This window comes from Pseudomonas hefeiensis (genome assembly GCF_030687835.1).
Classification (GTDB): domain Bacteria; phylum Pseudomonadota; class Gammaproteobacteria; order Pseudomonadales; family Pseudomonadaceae; genus Aquipseudomonas; species Aquipseudomonas hefeiensis.
Map to the genome: position 1 here is coordinate 3,791,143 of NZ_CP117449.1, position 16,362 is coordinate 3,807,504.

Here is a 16,362-nt window from a genome sequence, read left to right on the forward strand (position 1 = left end):
TCAGCGCTCGCTATACGCCCGTTTCACCGTCTCAATCCAGGTCGGGTCCAGGCACGGCTGATCGGTGTCGAGATTCAGTGCCTGCATTCTGGCCAAATGCTCGTCGGCGTCCCGGCTCAGTGAACCCTGGGCGCTGGAGTTGGCGTCGAGTTGATGCATCTGCGTCAGGCCCAGGTGATAGAAGCGCAACAACTTCATTGCCGCCGGGTCCTGGGCCTGCACACCGGCCGTCACCTGATGCATCACATTGGTGATGCTCATCAGGCTGCGCTTGAGTCGCCAACCGTACACCGCCGCGGCCATCCAGGGCTGCGACCAGAAATACAGCCGCATCAGTGCGACCATCATCAGCACCGCCGCAAACACCCCGCCCAGGTTGAAGCGAAAATTATCACCCCCAGGCGTGCCGAACAGCATCACGGCCAGACTGGACAACAGCATCGCCAGTGCCAGGAACGTCACGGCGACGATGAAGGTACTGCGCCGGGTCTGGCGTCGGTAGGCTTCGGCGTCCCACGGTTTGAGCTCGAACATCGCAGTGCAATTTCCTTGTGCGGCGTAAAAAAAGTCCCGCATTATCGCCTGCCCGGTGGATTTAGCTATGCTGGGGCTCATTTTGTGTGCAACTGACCCGAAGGATCCGGATCAAAGCCCATGGCGATACCACAAGGATCGTGCGATCTTTCTGCGTGGACGTTTTTTTCAAGATGCCGTCGTTGTGCGTACGGCATCGTTTTCAAGGAAAGCTGAATGAATCAAAGACATGTAATCAACGCCTCGGTCAGCCCCAAGGGCAGCCTGGAGACTTTGTCCCAGCGCGAAGTCCAGCAACTGAGCGAAGCCGGTTCCGGCAGTATCTATACCCTCTTCCGCCAGTGCGCCCTGGCCATTCTCAACACCGGCGCCCATGTCGACAACGCCAAGACCATCCTGGAAGCCTACAAGGACTTCGAGATCCGTATTCACCAGCAGGACCGGGGTGTTCGCCTGGAACTGCTGAACGCGCCGGCGGATGCCTTCGTCGACGGCGAAATGATTGCCAGCACCCGGGAAATGCTCTTCAGCGCCTTGCGCGACATCGTCTACACCGAGAACGAACTGGACAGCCAGCGCATCGACCTCAGCTCCTCACAAGGCATCAGCGACTACGTCTTCCACCTGCTGCGCAACGCCCGCACTTTGCGGCCCGGCGTGGAGCCAAAAATTGTTGTGTGCTGGGGCGGCCACTCGATCAACACCGAAGAATACAAGTACACCAAGAAAGTCGGCCACGAACTGGGCCTGCGCAGCCTGGACATCTGCACCGGCTGCGGCCCGGGCGTGATGAAAGGCCCGATGAAAGGCGCCACCATCGCCCACGCCAAACAACGCATCCACGGCGGCCGTTACCTGGGCCTGACGGAGCCGGGCATCATCGCCGCCGAAGCGCCGAACCCGATCGTCAATGAGCTGGTGATCCTGCCGGACATCGAGAAGCGCCTGGAAGCTTTCGTGCGCGTGGGCCACGGCATCATCATCTTCCCGGGCGGCGCCGGTACGGCGGAAGAATTCCTCTATTTGCTGGGTATCCTGATGCACCCGGCCAACCAGGACCTGCCCTTCCCGGTCGTCCTTACCGGGCCCAAAAGTGCCGCACCGTACCTCGATCAACTGCATGCCTTTGTCGGCGCAACCCTGGGCAAGGCTGCGCAGAAGCACTACCAGATCATCATCGACGACCCGGCCGAAGTGGCGCGGCATATGACCCAGGGGCTCAAGGCGGTCAAACAGTTCCGCCGCGAGCGCAACGACGCCTTCCACTTCAACTGGTTGCTGAAAATCGACGAAGGCTTCCAACGCCCGTTCGACCCAACCCACGCCAACATGGCCAGCCTGGGCCTGAGCCGCGACCTGCCTCCCCACGAACTGGCCGCCAACTTGCGCCGGGCGTTCTCGGGGATCGTGGCCGGTAACGTCAAGGACAAGGGTATCCGCCTGATCGAAGAACACGGCCCTTACGAGATTCACGGCGATGCCGCCATCATGGAACCTCTCGACCGGCTGCTCCAGGCCTTCGTCGCCCAGCACCGGATGAAACTGCCGGGCGGCGCGGCGTATGAACCGTGCTATCGCGTGGTGACCTGACGCCCCGCTCCAATGTGGGAGCGGGCTTGCTCGCGAAGACGGCGGTACATTCGGCATTGATGCAAGCTGACCCACCGCTTTCGCGAGCAAGCCCGCTTGTGTCTTGCGCTACGTTTAGACTGAAGGTGAGAGCGGTGGGTGGCAAGCTGAATGCCCGGAGTGCTTAAAGCACGTGTGGGAGCCCATGCTGCCACTCACCTCTCCACTCTGGTCATTGAGCCCGAACAGTTGAACGAGCCCACCTCGAACAGTTACAAGCGTGGGCCAAGCCAGAGCGCTCTCACCTTGAGTGTAAGAGGGTTTGGCCATGTTTTCCTATCCAGCAGGTATTGATGTTTCAAAAGACAGTCTTCAGGTTCAGGTTGATCTCTTAGATGTTGGGGTGAGTTGCCCTAACGCTGAAGATGATTTTCCTGGATTAATTGGTTGGCTGCTGCTCCATCAGGTCACCCGTGTGTTGTTGGAAGCCACTGGCGGTTACGAGCGAAACGTCATGAAAGCGCTTCAGGCTGCAGGTTTTGAGGTCATTCGGATCAACCCCTGCCGAGCCAAGAGCTTTGCCAAAGCAATGGGACAACAAGCTAAAACCGACCCGATAGATGCGCGCCTCCTGGCGCAATTTGCAGCGGTCATCAAATCGGCTAACAGCCGGATCACAAGTGCCGAACAGGACGACTTGCGCGCACTGGTCCAGCAACGGGAAAACTTTACTCAGCAGAGAGATGACGACAAACGCAGATTTAAAACGGCCTCATCTGAGGCCGTTAAACCCGCGTTGCAGAGTCATATCGACTACCTGTGCGAAGCCATTAAGTTGATAGAAAAGATGATCCGTCAAAGCGCTGAAAGCCTGGACAGTGAAAAAGTCACTCGCCTGTGCTCGGTCAAGGGGATCGGTCTCGTCACGGCAGCCAGCGTAATGGCCTATCTTCCAGAGCTCGGCGAGGTTGGGCGACATCAGATAGCCGCATTAGCAGGCATCGCCCCCTACAACGACGATAGCGGCACGCACAAAGGCCAACGCCATATCAGCGGCGGTAGGTTCTCCGCCAGGCGCGCTCTGTACATGGCCTGCTGGTCAGTGATCAGGTATCAGCCTGACTTCAATGCACGCTACAAGGCGCTGCGCGAGAAAGGCAAATGCGCGAAGGTTGCGCTCATCGCATGTATGCGGATCTTGTTGATACGTCTAAACGCAATGATCCGGGATGGTTCTGAGTGGAAGGGAGACGTCGCGTAGATTGTGATTCCGGTTCCCTCAGACAATTGCATAGCCCAGAGCTGTGGGAGGCTCGCTGCCTCTGAAAAAGATGGCTAAATAAACCATCCAAGACAGTTGCTCCCACAGGGGATTTGTGTGGTTACAAAATTCGCATCCGGCCGGTTTCATTTACCTCAACGCCAAGGCCTCGGTAATCCTTGATCTGCGGATGAAGGGTGACTACCGGGTGCGTATGTGTCGCCGTTACCACCATCACATCCGCCTCGGCCGCCTCGCCTGCCCGGATGCCTGCCTCGGCGTCTTCAAAGACCAGGCATTCTTGCGGTGCCACTTGCAAGCGTTCGGCGGCCAGGCGATAGCAGGTGGGGTTGGGCTTGCCATCGCTTACGTCTTCGGCCGTGACCATGACCAAAGGGCGCGGAATTGCGGCGGCTTCCATACGGCGTAAGGCCAATGCCATGGGCGCTGAGGTGACGATTGCCCACCGTTCTGGCGGCAGGCTGTTCAGAAATGCCGCAGCACCGGGTACTGGCACCACACCTTCCACGTCTTCGATTTCCTCGCGGGTAATCTGCTCGGCCTCGGCCAGGGCATCCACCCCCGGCAGGCGTTGGCGGGCGATGGTGTCGACAGCACGCACGCCGTGGATAGTCGGCAGAAAGCTCGCCACATCCACGCCGTGACGAAGGGCCCAGCGCGTCCAGATCCGCTCGGCAGCGGCGATGGAATTGAGCAGCGTGCCGTCCATGTCGAAGAGGAAGGCGCGGTAGGAAACACTGGATGGCGGGCTGGCAGACATCGAGATCCTCGGTGATGGCAGTAGGAGAATGCCGGCCACTGTAACATCGCCAGGCACCGAATCTCCGTGGGAACGAGCTTGTGGAAGCAAAGCAAAGCCTGTGGGAGCGAGCCTGTGGAAGCAAAGCAAAGCCTGTGGGAGCGAGCCTGTGGGAGCAAAGCTTGCTCGCGATGACGTCATCACCTACAACACCCCTGTTGGCTTTAAAACCGCTATCGCGAGCAAGCTTTGCTCCCACAGGCTTGCTCCCACAGGTTCAACCACAGGCTCACCCGCAGGGGATGTGTGTTGTGTCAGTAAAGCTCTGGTCTACACAAGGCGCTCAATCCGCTGATGCTGCCAGACCAGTTTGTAGTACAGCGTCTGCAGCACCAGCATGCTCAAGTAAGCCACCGGAAACGCCATCCATACCCCCTGCAGCCCGAACTGTGCGTCCAGCAGGTAGGCCACTGGCACCTGAACGCCGACGATGCAGAAGATCGAAATCGCCACCGGCATCAGCACCGTGCCGCTGGCGCGCATAATGCCGCCGACCACCGCCTGGAAGCCGAATACCAGCAGGCTCCAGAGCATGATGTGCAGCAGGTGTTCAGCCTGGATTCGCGCCGCCGGGTCGGTGATGAATAATCCCAGCAACCAGTGAGACAACAGATACCCCGAGACCACCAGTCCACCGGTGAGCCAGACATTGATCAACAGACCCGTGCGCAGGATCGGCCCCAGCCGCTCCAGACGCCCGGCGCCGATGGCCTGGGCACCGAGGATCGAGGCGGTGATGGCAATCGACAATGCCGGGAACTGCACGTAATTGACGATTTGCGTCACCGCGCCATAGGCGGCCGTGGCCTCGGAACCGTGACGATTGACCAGCGCCAGGATCACCAACTCCGACAGCGAGATCACCACCATCTGCAACCCCGTGGGCAGGCCGATGCGCAGCACCTTGCCGAGGATGTCCATGTTCAGGCGCATCGCCGCGAACAACGCCCGGTCCGGCGCCAGGGCGTGTTCACGACGGTTCAGGCGCCACGCCAGCATGACCATAGCCGATGCCGTACCCACCAGCCCTGCCAGCGCCGCGCTCTCGATGCCTATCTGCGGCAGCCCCAGCCAACCGCGAATCAGCGCTGGTGTCAGCAGCAGTCCGACACTGGTGGACACCAGCAACGCCAGCATGGGCGACAGCGTATCGCTCACCCCACGCAGCAACTGGGTGAACACCACGAACACCAGCAGTATCGGCAGGATCCACATCATCACCCGGGCATAGGAAACCGCGTCCTCAAGCACATCGACCGGCGTTCCCAACCCCTGGAGCGCCTGGCGCGCGAACACACTGCCGAGCACCGCCGCCACCAGCCCGATGATCGCCGCCAGCAACAGCGTAGTGCCGGCAATCGCCTTTACCGTGCCGGTTTCCCCGGCGCCGTAGGCCTGCCCGATCAGCACCCCTGCTCCAGCGCCCAGGCCAATCACCAGCGCGATAAAGAAAAACAGGATGGGAAACATGCCCGACACCGCCGCCAATGCCTGGGTGCCGAGCATCTGCCCGATGTAGATGCTATTGAGCGTGCCGGACATCGATTGCAGGAAATTGGACAGGACCATGGGGGCCAGGAACAGGAGGTAGATTTTCCAGAGAGGCTGGGTGGGCATGAGGGCTCGTGATGGCAGGTTCGAAGATCCGATGCGGGGTAATTTAGCTTATTCCCACCCAGGGGTGAGGGAATCTGTGGGAGCAAGGCTTGCCCGCGAAAGAGGCGACTGAAGTGCGTCTCATCTGTTCGTCAGTGCACCTCGACATTTCAGGGACTGCGTCTAACCTCAAGTAGCACAGTGCCACTTACTGGGCAGGCCAATGCCCTCAGCCAAACCGGAATCGGACGACCGGTCTTAAAGTCCGGGGTGGGGTCGCAGATAACCAGTTATTCGCAAACAACCTGTTAGCAACACTGTTCAAGGACCGAACCATGACGTCGTATTCACACGGTCATTCCCAATCCCAAACTCCGCCGCGCATCCTCTGGTCCAGCTTGTTTGTGGCCCTGATCGCGAGCGTTGGCCTACTGGTTCTCAACGACCCGAGTACACAAAACCTGGCGTTGTGCGCCGTGCTCCTGGCTATTGGCGCCGGTGCCGGCGTGTGGGGGGCTCGTGCCCAATACCAGCAGATCGACAAAGCAGTCGCCGCCGCCATTGCACATCATCAGCTCAATGCCGCCGACCACTTGAGCCAAAAGGCCAGCGCGCAACTCAACGAAGTCATCCTCGGGGCGATGCCGATCTGGGCCAAGCAGGTGGAAAGCTCCCGGCAGCAGACCGAAACCGCGATCGTCTCGCTGACCAGTCGCTTCACCGGCATTTCTTCACGTCTGGAAGACACCGTGCAAGCCTCGCAACTGGCCGCCGGTGAGCTGGCTGGCAATAGCAGTGGCGGCGCCGTACAGGTGCTGGCCCAAAGTGAAGGTGAGCTGGTCCAGGTCATCAACTCCCTGAAAGCCACCCAGGCCAGCCGCGACGAAACCCTGGCCCAGGTGCGTAACCTCACCGCCTACACCGGTGAGCTGCGGACCATGGCCGCCGATGTCGCGGCCATTGCCGCCCAGACCAACCTGCTAGCCCTCAATGCCGCGATCGAAGCCGCCCGTGCCGGCGAAGCCGGGCGCGGTTTTGCGGTGGTGGCCGATGCCGTGCGCAGTCTGTCGAGCAAGTCCAGCGAGACCGGCCAGCAGATGTCGGCCAAGGTCGACATCATCAATAACGCCATCACTCAATTGGTCCAGGCCGCCTCCAGCGGCGCGGATCAGGACAGTCAGTCGGTTACCGTCTCCGAGGACAGCATCCAGCGCGTGCTGGAGCGCTTCAAGAGCGTCACCGGGCGGTTGGCCGAATCGGCCGACCTGCTGCAACAGGAAAGCTTTGGTATTCGCGACGAACTCACCGAAGTGCTGGTCAACCTGCAATTTCAGGATCGGGTCAGCCAGATCCTCAGCCACGTGCGCGACAACATCGAGGACCTGCATGTGCATATGCAGCAGGCCAGTCAGTCGCCCGACCAGGCCGTCTCCATCGACGCCCGCCAATGGCTGGCGCGTATGGAAACCACTTACGCCACCGAAGAACAACGCCGCAACCACCACGGCGGATCGGGCGCGCAACAGAATTCACAGGAAATAACCTTCTTCTAGGAGAGCCGTTCATGGCTAAAAGTGTATTGGTTGTCGACGACTCCGCGAGCGTTCGGCAGGTCGTCGGCATCGCGTTGAAAAGTGCCGGCTACGACGTGATCGAGGCCAGCGATGGCAAGGATGCATTGGGCAAGCTCAATGGCCAGAAGGTGCACCTGATCATCAGTGACGTGAACATGCCGAACATGGACGGCATCACCTTCGTCAAGGAGGTCAAGAAGCTGGCCAGCTACAAGTTCACGCCGATCATCATGCTCACCACCGAATCCCAGGAGTCGAAAAAACTCGAGGGCCAGGCGGCGGGTGCCAAGGCCTGGGTGGTCAAGCCGTTCCAGCCGGCGCAGATGCTGGCGGCGGTGTCCAAGCTGATTCTTCCTTGATTCGCGGAGAGTGAAATGCCGTTGCTGTACGAAACACAGGATGACACCGCGCAGGTGCAGATCGACGGCGAGCTGACGATCTACACCGCCGCCGACCTCGCCGCGCAGTTGCTGCCGCGCCTGGGGGCGACGCCGCGCATGGCGCTGGATCTGTCGCAGATCACAGAAATGGACGGCGCTGGCCTGCAATTGCTGCTGATGGTCCAGCGCGAGGCGCCCAAGGCCGGTACCCGGCTGGAGATAACGGATCACAGCAAAGCCGTCACCGAAACACTCGCCCTGTGCAACCTGGTTGTATAGCGGCCCCGCAACACGTCGGACACGACAAAGGATATGAGCGTGAGCATCAATCTCGATCAGGCACAACAAACGTTCATCGTCGAGGCACGAGAACAGTTGCAGGCAATGGAAGAGTCCCTGCTGCAACTGGAAAGCGACCCCGCTGACGATGATGCCATCGGCGCGATCTTCCGGGCGGCCCATACGATCAAAGGCTCGGCCGGGCTGTTCGGCCTGGAACCCATCGTCAGTTTCACCCACATCGTCGAAGACGTGCTCGATCGGTTACGCAACGGCAGCGTCGAAGTGGACGCCGGCTTGATCGCCGTGTTGCTCAAGTCCAGTGATCACATGCTGGAGCTGATCAATGTGGTGGCCAACCAGGGCGCGACACTGGCGCCCCCGGCGCTGGCCCGGGAAATAGAGCTGTGTCAGATCCTTCAGGAATACCAGGCGCCCTCGCCTGCCGAAGCCCCGAAACCCGCCGAAGCAAGCGAGACACAGGCGTCCGCCGAAGCGCGCCTCTGGCACATTTCCCTGCACTTCGGTCCAGAGGTGTTCCGCAACGGCATGGACCCGCTGTCATTCCTGCGTTACCTGCAAACCCTCGGAGAGATCATCCACATCACCACGCTGACCGACGCAATGCCCTCGGCCGAAACCTGGGATGCCGAGTCCTGCTACCTGGGGTTCGACATTGAGTTTCGTTCGGCCGCCGGCCACGGGGCGATCAACGAAGTCTTCGATTTCGTGCGGGAAGATTGCCAGATCCAGATCGTCGCCATGGATGACCCTGCGCCGCCGATGAACACCGGGTTGGTTGCAACCACCCAGGAGCAGGCTGACCCCAACACGGCAATGGTCACCACCGGCGACCTGATGCCAGACCAGCGTTCAGCACCGCGCATGCCCGCTCAAGTCACGGCCGACAAGCAACCGGCGACCAGCGACGGCAAAGCCCGGGATGGCACCTATGTGCGAGTCAACGCCGACAAGCTCGACGAGTTGATCAACCTGGTGGGCGAGCTGGTCATCGCCAGCGCCGGCGCCAGCCTGCTAGCCCGCAACTGCAACGACGACTCGTTGCAGGAATCGACCTCAACGGTGTCCGGGCTGGTGGAAGAAATTCTCGACGGTGCCTTGCGTCTGCGCATGATCCCCATCGGTGAGACCTTCAACCGGTTCCGCCGGGTGGTGCGCGATGTCAGCCAGGAACTGGGCAAGGACATCGACCTGATCATCAGCGGTGCGGAAACCGAGCTGGATAAAACCGTGGTGGAAAAAATCGGCGACCCGCTCATGCACCTGTTGCGCAACGCCATGGACCACGGCATCGAAACCGCCGAGGCGCGGCTGGCGGCCGGTAAACCGGTCAAAGGTCATCTGCACCTCAATGCCTACCACGACTCGGGCAGCATCGTGCTGGAAATCGCCGACGACGGCGCCGGCCTGAACCGTGACCGGATCCTGGAAAAAGCCCAGGAACGTGGCCTGGTCGCCCCCGGCGCCAGCCCCACCGACCAGGAAATCTACAACCTGATCTTCGAGCCTGGTTTCTCCACCGCCCAGGCCGTCACCAACCTTTCCGGGCGTGGCGTGGGCATGGATGTGGTCAAGCGCAACATTACCCTGCTACGCGGCACTGTCGACCTGGACAGCCAGCCGGGCCAGGGCACCGTGGTGCGTATCCGCCTGCCGCTGACGCTGGCGATCATCAATGGCTTTCTGGTGGGCATCGGCCAGTCCACGTACGTCATTCCCCTGGACATGGTCCAGGAATGCATCGAGCTGAGCGAGGACGACGGGGTTTGCAGCCGCGAACAAGGCTACCTCGACCTGCGCGGCGAAGTGCTGCCGCTGGTGTACCTGCGCGACCACTTCAACCACGAAGGCCCGGCCTCGCGTCGGCAGAACGTGGTGGTGGTGCGCTACGCCGAACTCAAGGCCGGGCTGGTGGTGGATGACCTGCTGGGTGAATTCCAGACCGTGATCAAACCCCTGGGCAAGCTGTTCGGCGCGCTGCGCGGGATCAGCGGCTCGACCATCCTGGGCAGCGGCGCCGTGGCCTTGATTCTCGACGTGCCGGCGCTGCTCACCCAGATCGCCCAAATAGACAACCGCTACACCTCGACTCAATCACAACAAGCCACTGCTCGCTGACGCTTTAGCAATTCCATGGAGAGGTACTTCCCGATGAAATGGTTCTACGATCTTAGAATCGCCACCAAACTGATCACCTCGTTTTTGGTGGTGCTCGCGTTGACCGCCGTCATGGGGGTGTTCTCGATTATCCAACTCAACGAGGTCAACGGCACAACCATCGATATCCGCGAGAACTGGATGTCTTCGATGCGCGCCGCCTCGGGCATGCGCTTCTACGCGGCGAACTATCGCCTCAAGGAAAATCGCCACATTTCCGCCGACTCCGAGCAGGAGCGCACTGGCATCGAGCAAGAAGCGGACGAAGCCAAACAGGGTTTCGAAACGCGCCTGGCGACCTATGAAAAACTGATCTCCAGTGCCGAAGATCGCCAGCTGTTCGACACCACCCGCAGTGACTGGGCCGCGTACCTGGCTGTTAGCAAGGACCTGTTCGCGCTGTCGCGGCAGAACCTGACCGGCCAAGCCCAGGAACTGCTCAAGGGTGAGTCCAAACGTCATTTCGACCTGGTGACCGCCGACCTGCAGAAATTGGTCGAGCTCAATGCCGCCGGGGCCGACGTGGCCAGCGCCCATGGTACGGAGCTGTACGAGGAGGCGCGCCTGTCGATCATTGCCGTGCTGATTGCCACCCTACTGGTAGGCCTGGGCCTGGCACTGTTCATTTCCCGGATCATTTCCCGTCCCCTGAAGCAGGCGGCCTTGGTAGCCGGGCAACTGGCCGAAGGCAACCTGAACGCGAAAATCGAAAGCGGCTCCAAGGACGAAACCGGCATGGTGCTCAACGCTATGCAAAATATGGTGGGCAAGCTGTCCCACATCATCGGTGAAGTGCGCAACGCCGCCGACAACCTGGCCAGCGCCTCCGAAGAAGTCAGCGCCACCGCGCAATCCATGAGCCAAGCCACCAGCGAACAGGCGGCCAGCGTCGAAGAAACCAGCGCCTCCATCGAGCAGATGAGCGCCAGCATCAACCAGAACACCGAGAACGCCAAGGTCACCGACGGCATGGCCAGCAAGGCCGCCAAGGAAGCCACCGACGGCGGTGAATCGGTGCAGCAGACCGTGGTGGCGATGAAAAAAATCGCCCAGCGCATCAGCATCATCGACGACATCGCCTACCAGACCAACCTGCTGGCGCTCAACGCTGCAATCGAAGCGGCCCGCGCCGGTGAACATGGCAAAGGCTTCGCTGTGGTCGCCGCCGAGGTACGCAAACTGGCTGAACGCAGCCAGGTGGCGGCCCAGGAGATCGGCGAGCTGTCGTCCAGCAGCGTCGACATGGCCGAGAAGGCCGGGCATCTGCTCAACGAAATGGTCCCGTCTATCAACAAGACCTCGGACCTGGTGCAGGAAATCAGCGCCGCTTCCGAAGAACAGGCCGCCGGTGTGGCGCAGATCAACACCGCCATGACCCAACTCAACCAGGTGACCCAGCAGAACGCTTCCAGCAGCGAAGAGCTGGCCGCCACTGCTGAAGAGATGAGCAGCCAGGCCGAACAACTGCAACAGGCCATGAGCTTCTTCACCCTGGACGCGCCGGCCAAATCGGCCAACCAGCCGCTGAAGGTGGACAACACGCCCGGCCCGTCCAGTCGCAAGACCGTCCGTGCCCCCGCGACGGTGATGCCCAAGGCGTTTGCCTACACCATGGCCAGCGCGCCAGACGAATCCGAGTTCACCCGATTCTGACGGTCCGACCCTACAGGCTTGCTTAAAAGGAGAAAAGGCATGGGCGCCATCGCGACCACACGTCAAGCCGCCATCGCGGTTGAGGAAGAAGCGCAATACCTGACGTTTATGCTCGGCACGGAGATGTTTGCCATCGGCATCCTGTGCATCAAGGAGATCATCGAGTACGGCAACCTGACGGTGGTGCCGATGATGCCGACCTTCGTACGCGGGGTGATCAACCTGCGCGGCGCGGTCGTGCCGGTGGTGGACCTGTCGGCCCGGTTCGGCCGACAGAACTCGGCGATCACCCGGCGTTCGTGCGTGGTGATCATTGAGGCCAACACCGAGGACGGACCCGCCCAGGACATTGGCCTGCTGGTGGACACCGTGTCGGCGGTGCTGGAGATTCCGGCTTCGCAGATCGAACCGCCACCGAGTTTCGGGGCGAAGATCCGCGCCGATTTCATCAGCGGCATGGCCAAGGTCGACGGCAAGTTCGTGATCGTACTGGAGGTGGACCGGGTGCTGTCCATCGATGAAATGTCGCAGTTGGCCCAGGCCAGCCCTGCCGCGTTGGAAGCTGAAAGCCAATGAACACGGACACCTGCAAGGAACGCACTGTGAACTCATTGGCGCTCAATGACCGTGAGTTCAGCCAGTTTCAAGCCTGGCTGTACCAGGCCGCGGGCATCAACCTGTCACCGGCCAAGAAGGCCCTGGTGGCCGGACGTTTGTTCAAGCGCCTCAAGCACTATGAACTGGGCAGTTATGGCGAGTATTTCAAGCTGATCATGAGCGGCCAGCGCACCGAGGAACTGCAGGTGGCGCTGGACCTGCTTACCACCAACGAAACCTACTTTTTCCGCGAACCCAAGCACTTTGATTTCCTGCGCCAGCATGTGCTGCCCCATGCAACGCCAGGTAAAACCTTTCGTCTGTGGAGCGCGGCCAGTTCCTCGGGTGAAGAGCCCTACAGCCTGGCCATGACCCTCGCCGAAGGACTGGGCACCACACCCTGGGAGATCATCGGTTCAGACATCAGCAGCCAGGTACTGGCCAAGGCCCGCTCCGGACATTACCCCATGGAACGCGCCCGTACCCTGCCCCAACCGTTGCTGGTGAAATATTGCCTGAAGGGCACCGGCAGCCAGCAAGGCACATTCCTCATCGACCGGGCGTTACGCAGCCGGGTCAACTTCATCCAGGTCAACCTCAACGACACCTTGCCGGAGCTGGGGGAGTTCGATGTCATCTTCCTGCGCAACGTGATGATCTATTTCGACCAGCCCACCAAAAGCAAAGTGGTCGCCCGATTGCTCCCGCGGCTCAAGTCCGGCGGGTATTTCATCGTGAGCCACTCCGAAAGCCTCAACGGCGTATCCGATGCGTTGAAACTGGTGGCGCCTTCGATTTATCGCAAGCCATGAGCGCCGCGCTGATGCAAGTGCCCGAGGTGTATCTGGCACCAGGCGAGTTTCGTTTCGCCACGAGTCCGACTCGCCTGCGCACCATTCTCGGCTCTTGCGTGGCCGTCACCCTGTGGCACCCGGAGCGCAAGATCGGCGGCATGTGCCATTACATGTTGCCCAGCCGGGCGCGCTGCTCGACGGCGCTGAACGGCATGTACGCCGACGAAGCCATCGAACTGTTCGTCCGCCAGGCGAAGGCCCATCGCACCGAACCCGAGGATTACCAGCTCAAGCTGTTCGGCGGCGGCGAAATGTTCCCGGAGCTGCAACGCCAGGTGCCGTTCGGCGACGTGGCGCGCATGAACGTCAACGCAGCGCTGGAAATGGCCGCCCTCTACCGCCTGGACCTGATCGCCCAGGACATGGGCAGCACCGGCTACCGAAGTATCATCTTTGACCTGTGCAGCGGCGACGTGTGGGTCAGGCATCAACCGATAAGGACCCGGCATTAACCATGTCAAAAAAGATAAATGTACTGTTGGTGGATGACTCTGCCGTGGTTCGCCAGGTACTGCTGGCGATCCTCAGCGACACGCCGGACATTCATGTGATGGGCGCGGCGTCCGATCCGATTTTCGCCATGGACAAACTGGCCAAGGAATGGCCCGACGTGATCGTGCTGGACGTGGAAATGCCGCGCATGGATGGCATCACCTTCCTGAAAAAAATCATGAGCGAGCGTCCCACGCCGGTGGTGATCTGCTCGTCCCTGACGCCCAGGGGCGCCGAAACCACCTTGCAAGCCATGGCCGCCGGTGCGGTGGAAATCATCACCAAGCCGACCAGCGGCCTGAAGAATTTCCTGTTGGAATCGGCACCGGAGTTGATATCGGCCATCCGCGCCGCCGCCCAGGTCAACGTCAGAAACCTGGGCCGGCGCCCTGCCCCGGCCCCACTGACCCCAGCCACCAAACTCACCGCTGACGCCATGCTGCCGGCCGCCAACGGCCACGCCATGGCCCAGACCACCGAACGCATCGTCGCCCTCGGCACTTCCACCGGTGGCACCCAAGCCCTGGAAGCAGTGCTGACTGCCTTGCCACGAGTGTGCCCAGGGATCGTCATCGTCCAGCACATGCCGGAAAAATTCACCGCCTCGTTTGCCGCCCGGCTCGACAGCCTGTGCCAGATCGAAGTGCGCGAAGCTCGCAACAACGATCGTATCCACCCGGGCCTGGCCCTCATTGCCCCAGGCGGCAAACACATGATGGTGACCCGCAGCGGCGCGTTCTATCACGTACAAGTGGTGGACGGCCCCCTGGTCAATCGCCACCGCCCATCGGTGGACGTGCTGTTTCGCTCAGTGGCCAAATTCGCCGGCCGCAACGCCACCGGCATCATCATGACCGGCATGGGCGACGACGGCGCCCGTGGCCTGAAAGAAATGCTCGACGCCGGCAGCAGCACCGTGGCCCAGGACGAAGCCAGCTGCGTGGTCTTCGGCATGCCCAAGGAAGCCATCAAACTCAACGCCGCACAACGGGTGATGGGGTTGCATGAAATTGCGCAGGTGATTTTGCATCGGTAGGCGCTGAGGACTGCTCCCCGATCCACACAGAACTCATTGTGGGAGCAAGCTTTGCTCCCACAACGGGGATAAATCCCCTCGCCACAAAAAGCGATCGGGTTGGCTTCAGTATTCCGCTGAAGCATTCCTTTGCTACAGGGCCGCCTTGTCTGCGAGCTTGTGTCTACACCGGGGAAATCGTTGCCAGTACGCCAATCAAAAGCGTCAACGCCAAGAACCCACCCAAAAAAATCGCCATCTTCGTCATGAGCACACCTGATAGAAAAGTTTGCAGCACACGGCCCGCCTGAGAGGCGAACCGCGACGGTATTCTGGGGTGGGGGTCGAGATTGTTACAGGGGCAGGTGTCGCAAGAAAAAGCGGATCAGCGCACAAGGTACTTGGAGCCGCAGGATGCTTTGCACAGTCGATGGGAACGCGCATGCTCACTTAACCAATCGGGTATCCAGTCCGAACCGCTCCTGGGAAACAAGCCTGAACCGATCCGCCGCCAAATCGCAGCTCACCAGCAGATTCCAGGAATGCTGAGTCACCGCCGATGGAATCAGCACGAAGGGATGCTGCTCCAGCAGCTCTTCAGCAAACTGCTGCTGGTTAGGCGAGGGTCGAGCCGGAACAAGCCAGTTCGGGTTCGGCACGTCTTCGGCCTGAACCACTTTGATAAGCGCCGGATCCAGCACTTCAAAACATGTCAGTAGGTAAGGCACCCGGTCTAACGCGTCGAACCCCAGATGGGCCGCAACTTCCAGAATGGCCGTAGACGGGTCAGCCGAAGCATAGATGACCCGCCGACCGGGGGGATTCCAACGCCCACCGGTTCGTTGCGCGCCAATGCCGCTGTCCCACGTCTGCTTGTAGACCTCGCGGTCAAGGCGCCAGGCGTGCCACCGTCCGTCCCAGGGCAGAGGATTCATTGATAAACCCCGTGCTCAATCCGGGTCAGGTAATCCTCCACCACCTGAAAACCCAGTGAATTGTCGATTAGCTCCAATGGCACATAACCGTCCAGGTATTTGCAGGGTTTCTTCAGCCAGTCCTCAGCCAACGGCTGGCTACCAAAGACATTGGTAGCGTGCTCCAGGGTCTGGGCATACTGAAAGGCCACCGTACTCTGCTGCTGGTTCAGGCGTATCGGCTTGGTCTCCTTCGCCAGACGCTGGACGGTTCTGACGGACCTCCCAGTAATGCGCTGAACCAGGTCGTGCTCCATGTACAGAGCGGACGTGGAAAGCATGTCCTTGACGTCGCTCAGGTAAAAACCCTCTTGCGTGTACCGGATGATCAGCAAGCGCTCATCACCTTTGCGGCCATGCAGCAGCACCTCCGTTGGCTTTCTGGCGATGTCCGTTACTCTCGTCCCCGCCCCTGTTTTCGCCGTGGATTTGACGGCGGGTTTGTCTGCTTGTTTGGCTTCGGACATAACGTTGACCTCAGTGCGACATTTGACGCAATCATAGCGCCAAATGTCGTCACAGCGAAAACTCCGTTTGTCAGCCTTTGCGTATAAGGTTTCAGGCATCGATCTGTCCTCACGATATA

General features: G+C 60.5%; 15 protein-coding genes and 1 pseudogene. 11 read left to right on the plus strand and 5 right to left on the minus strand.

Annotation, left to right across the window (positions count from 1 at the left end; translation table 11 throughout):
- Complete coding sequence (locus PSH57_RS16895; RefSeq protein ID WP_305384295.1) at positions 1 to 534, minus strand: DUF3087 family protein; 534 nt, start codon at positions 532 to 534, stop codon at positions 1 to 3.
- Positions 535 to 750: 216 nt separating this feature from the next.
- Here PSH57_RS16895 and ppnN point away from each other — a divergent pair, with 216 nt between their 5' ends.
- On the plus strand, positions 751 to 2,124 hold the full coding sequence (gene ppnN, locus PSH57_RS16900; protein WP_305384297.1) for a nucleotide 5'-monophosphate nucleosidase PpnN: 1,374 nt from the start codon (positions 751 to 753) through the stop codon (positions 2,122 to 2,124).
- A gap of 307 nt (positions 2,125 to 2,431) precedes the next feature.
- Entirely contained in the window at positions 2,432 to 3,364 is a 933-nt protein-coding gene (locus tag PSH57_RS16905) for a transposase (RefSeq protein ID WP_305384149.1), read from the plus strand.
- A 121-nt stretch (positions 3,365 to 3,485) separates the two neighbouring features.
- Here PSH57_RS16905 and PSH57_RS16910 read toward each other — a convergent pair whose 3' ends face one another.
- Positions 3,486 to 4,145: an HAD-IA family hydrolase gene (locus tag PSH57_RS16910; RefSeq protein WP_305384301.1), complete on the minus strand. Its 660-nt coding sequence runs from the start codon at positions 4,143 to 4,145 to the stop codon at positions 3,486 to 3,488.
- 309 nt (positions 4,146 to 4,454) lie between these two features.
- Complete coding sequence (locus PSH57_RS16915; protein WP_305384302.1) at positions 4,455 to 5,801, minus strand: MATE family efflux transporter; 1,347 nt, start codon at positions 5,799 to 5,801, stop codon at positions 4,455 to 4,457.
- A 587-nt stretch (positions 5,802 to 6,388) separates the two neighbouring features.
- Here PSH57_RS16915 and PSH57_RS16920 point away from each other — a divergent pair.
- The 9 genes and pseudogenes from PSH57_RS16920 to PSH57_RS16960 form a co-directional block, all read left to right on the plus strand.
- Positions 6,389 to 7,333, plus strand: a pseudogene (locus tag PSH57_RS16920) (methyl-accepting chemotaxis protein); the annotation flags it as partial.
- 11 nt (positions 7,334 to 7,344) lie between these two features.
- Positions 7,345 to 7,713 (plus strand): response regulator, encoded by a 369-nt coding sequence (locus PSH57_RS16925; RefSeq protein WP_047227658.1) that lies wholly within the window; start codon positions 7,345 to 7,347, stop codon positions 7,711 to 7,713.
- A 15-nt stretch (positions 7,714 to 7,728) separates the two neighbouring features.
- Positions 7,729 to 8,013, plus strand: a complete 285-nt coding sequence (locus tag PSH57_RS16930) for an STAS domain-containing protein (protein WP_305384305.1) — start codon at positions 7,729 to 7,731, stop codon at positions 8,011 to 8,013.
- Between the two features lie 39 nt (positions 8,014 to 8,052).
- Entirely contained in the window at positions 8,053 to 10,152 is a 2,100-nt protein-coding gene (locus PSH57_RS16935) for a chemotaxis protein CheA (RefSeq protein ID WP_305384307.1), read from the plus strand.
- Between the two features lie 33 nt (positions 10,153 to 10,185).
- Positions 10,186 to 11,844, plus strand: a complete 1,659-nt coding sequence (locus PSH57_RS16940; protein WP_305384309.1) for a methyl-accepting chemotaxis protein — start codon at positions 10,186 to 10,188, stop codon at positions 11,842 to 11,844.
- A gap of 39 nt (positions 11,845 to 11,883) precedes the next feature.
- Positions 11,884 to 12,420 (plus strand): chemotaxis protein CheW, encoded by a 537-nt coding sequence (locus tag PSH57_RS16945; RefSeq protein WP_305384310.1) that lies wholly within the window; start codon positions 11,884 to 11,886, stop codon positions 12,418 to 12,420.
- Positions 12,417 to 13,253 carry a CheR family methyltransferase gene (locus tag PSH57_RS16950; RefSeq protein ID WP_305384311.1) on the plus strand — a complete coding sequence of 279 codons (837 nt, stop codon included), beginning with the start codon at positions 12,417 to 12,419 and terminating at the stop codon, positions 13,251 to 13,253. Before PSH57_RS16945 ends, PSH57_RS16950 begins: the two co-directional genes overlap by 4 nt.
- Positions 13,250 to 13,747 carry a chemoreceptor glutamine deamidase CheD gene (gene cheD, locus PSH57_RS16955; protein WP_305415939.1) on the plus strand — a complete coding sequence of 166 codons (498 nt, stop codon included), beginning with the start codon at positions 13,250 to 13,252 and terminating at the stop codon, positions 13,745 to 13,747. The genes PSH57_RS16950 and cheD overlap by 4 nt, the downstream gene beginning before the upstream one ends.
- A gap of 2 nt (positions 13,748 to 13,749) precedes the next feature.
- On the plus strand, positions 13,750 to 14,823 hold the full coding sequence (locus tag PSH57_RS16960; RefSeq protein WP_256229065.1) for a protein-glutamate methylesterase/protein-glutamine glutaminase: 1,074 nt from the start codon (positions 13,750 to 13,752) through the stop codon (positions 14,821 to 14,823).
- Positions 14,824 to 15,248: 425 nt separating this feature from the next.
- Here the strand turns inward: PSH57_RS16960 and PSH57_RS16965 are convergent, their stop codons facing one another.
- On the minus strand, positions 15,249 to 15,737 hold the full coding sequence (locus PSH57_RS16965) for an RES family NAD+ phosphorylase (RefSeq protein WP_305384313.1): 489 nt from the start codon (positions 15,735 to 15,737) through the stop codon (positions 15,249 to 15,251).
- Positions 15,734 to 16,243, minus strand: a complete 510-nt coding sequence (locus PSH57_RS16970; RefSeq protein ID WP_305384315.1) for an antitoxin Xre/MbcA/ParS toxin-binding domain-containing protein — start codon at positions 16,241 to 16,243, stop codon at positions 15,734 to 15,736. The genes PSH57_RS16965 and PSH57_RS16970 overlap by 4 nt, the downstream gene beginning before the upstream one ends.
- Positions 16,244 to 16,362: the final 119 nt, after the last annotated feature.

What these genes read in the sequence shown, in the direction of transcription:
- PSH57_RS16895 (WP_305384295.1), bottom strand. Translation starts at nt 534, where the DNA reads ATGTTCGAGCTCAAACCGTGGGACGCCGAAGCCTACCGACGCCAGACC.
- ppnN (WP_305384297.1), top strand. Translation starts at nt 751, where the DNA reads ATGAATCAAAGACATGTAATCAACGCCTCGGTCAGCCCCAAGGGCAGC.
- PSH57_RS16905 (WP_305384149.1), top strand. Translation starts at nt 2,432, where the DNA reads ATGTTTTCCTATCCAGCAGGTATTGATGTTTCAAAAGACAGTCTTCAG.
- PSH57_RS16910 (WP_305384301.1), bottom strand. Translation starts at nt 4,145, where the DNA reads ATGTCTGCCAGCCCGCCATCCAGTGTTTCCTACCGCGCCTTCCTCTTC.
- PSH57_RS16915 (WP_305384302.1), bottom strand. Translation starts at nt 5,801, where the DNA reads ATGCCCACCCAGCCTCTCTGGAAAATCTACCTCCTGTTCCTGGCCCCC.
- PSH57_RS16925 (WP_047227658.1), top strand. Translation starts at nt 7,345, where the DNA reads ATGGCTAAAAGTGTATTGGTTGTCGACGACTCCGCGAGCGTTCGGCAG.
- PSH57_RS16930 (WP_305384305.1), top strand. Translation starts at nt 7,729, where the DNA reads ATGCCGTTGCTGTACGAAACACAGGATGACACCGCGCAGGTGCAGATC.
- PSH57_RS16940 (WP_305384309.1), top strand. Translation starts at nt 10,186, where the DNA reads ATGAAATGGTTCTACGATCTTAGAATCGCCACCAAACTGATCACCTCG.
- PSH57_RS16945 (WP_305384310.1), top strand. Translation starts at nt 11,884, where the DNA reads ATGGGCGCCATCGCGACCACACGTCAAGCCGCCATCGCGGTTGAGGAA.
- PSH57_RS16950 (WP_305384311.1), top strand. Translation starts at nt 12,417, where the DNA reads ATGAACACGGACACCTGCAAGGAACGCACTGTGAACTCATTGGCGCTC.
- cheD (WP_305415939.1), top strand. Translation starts at nt 13,250, where the DNA reads ATGAGCGCCGCGCTGATGCAAGTGCCCGAGGTGTATCTGGCACCAGGC.
- PSH57_RS16960 (WP_256229065.1), top strand. Translation starts at nt 13,750, where the DNA reads ATGTCAAAAAAGATAAATGTACTGTTGGTGGATGACTCTGCCGTGGTT.
- PSH57_RS16965 (WP_305384313.1), bottom strand. Translation starts at nt 15,737, where the DNA reads ATGAATCCTCTGCCCTGGGACGGACGGTGGCACGCCTGGCGCCTTGAC.
- PSH57_RS16970 (WP_305384315.1), bottom strand. Translation starts at nt 16,243, where the DNA reads ATGTCCGAAGCCAAACAAGCAGACAAACCCGCCGTCAAATCCACGGCG.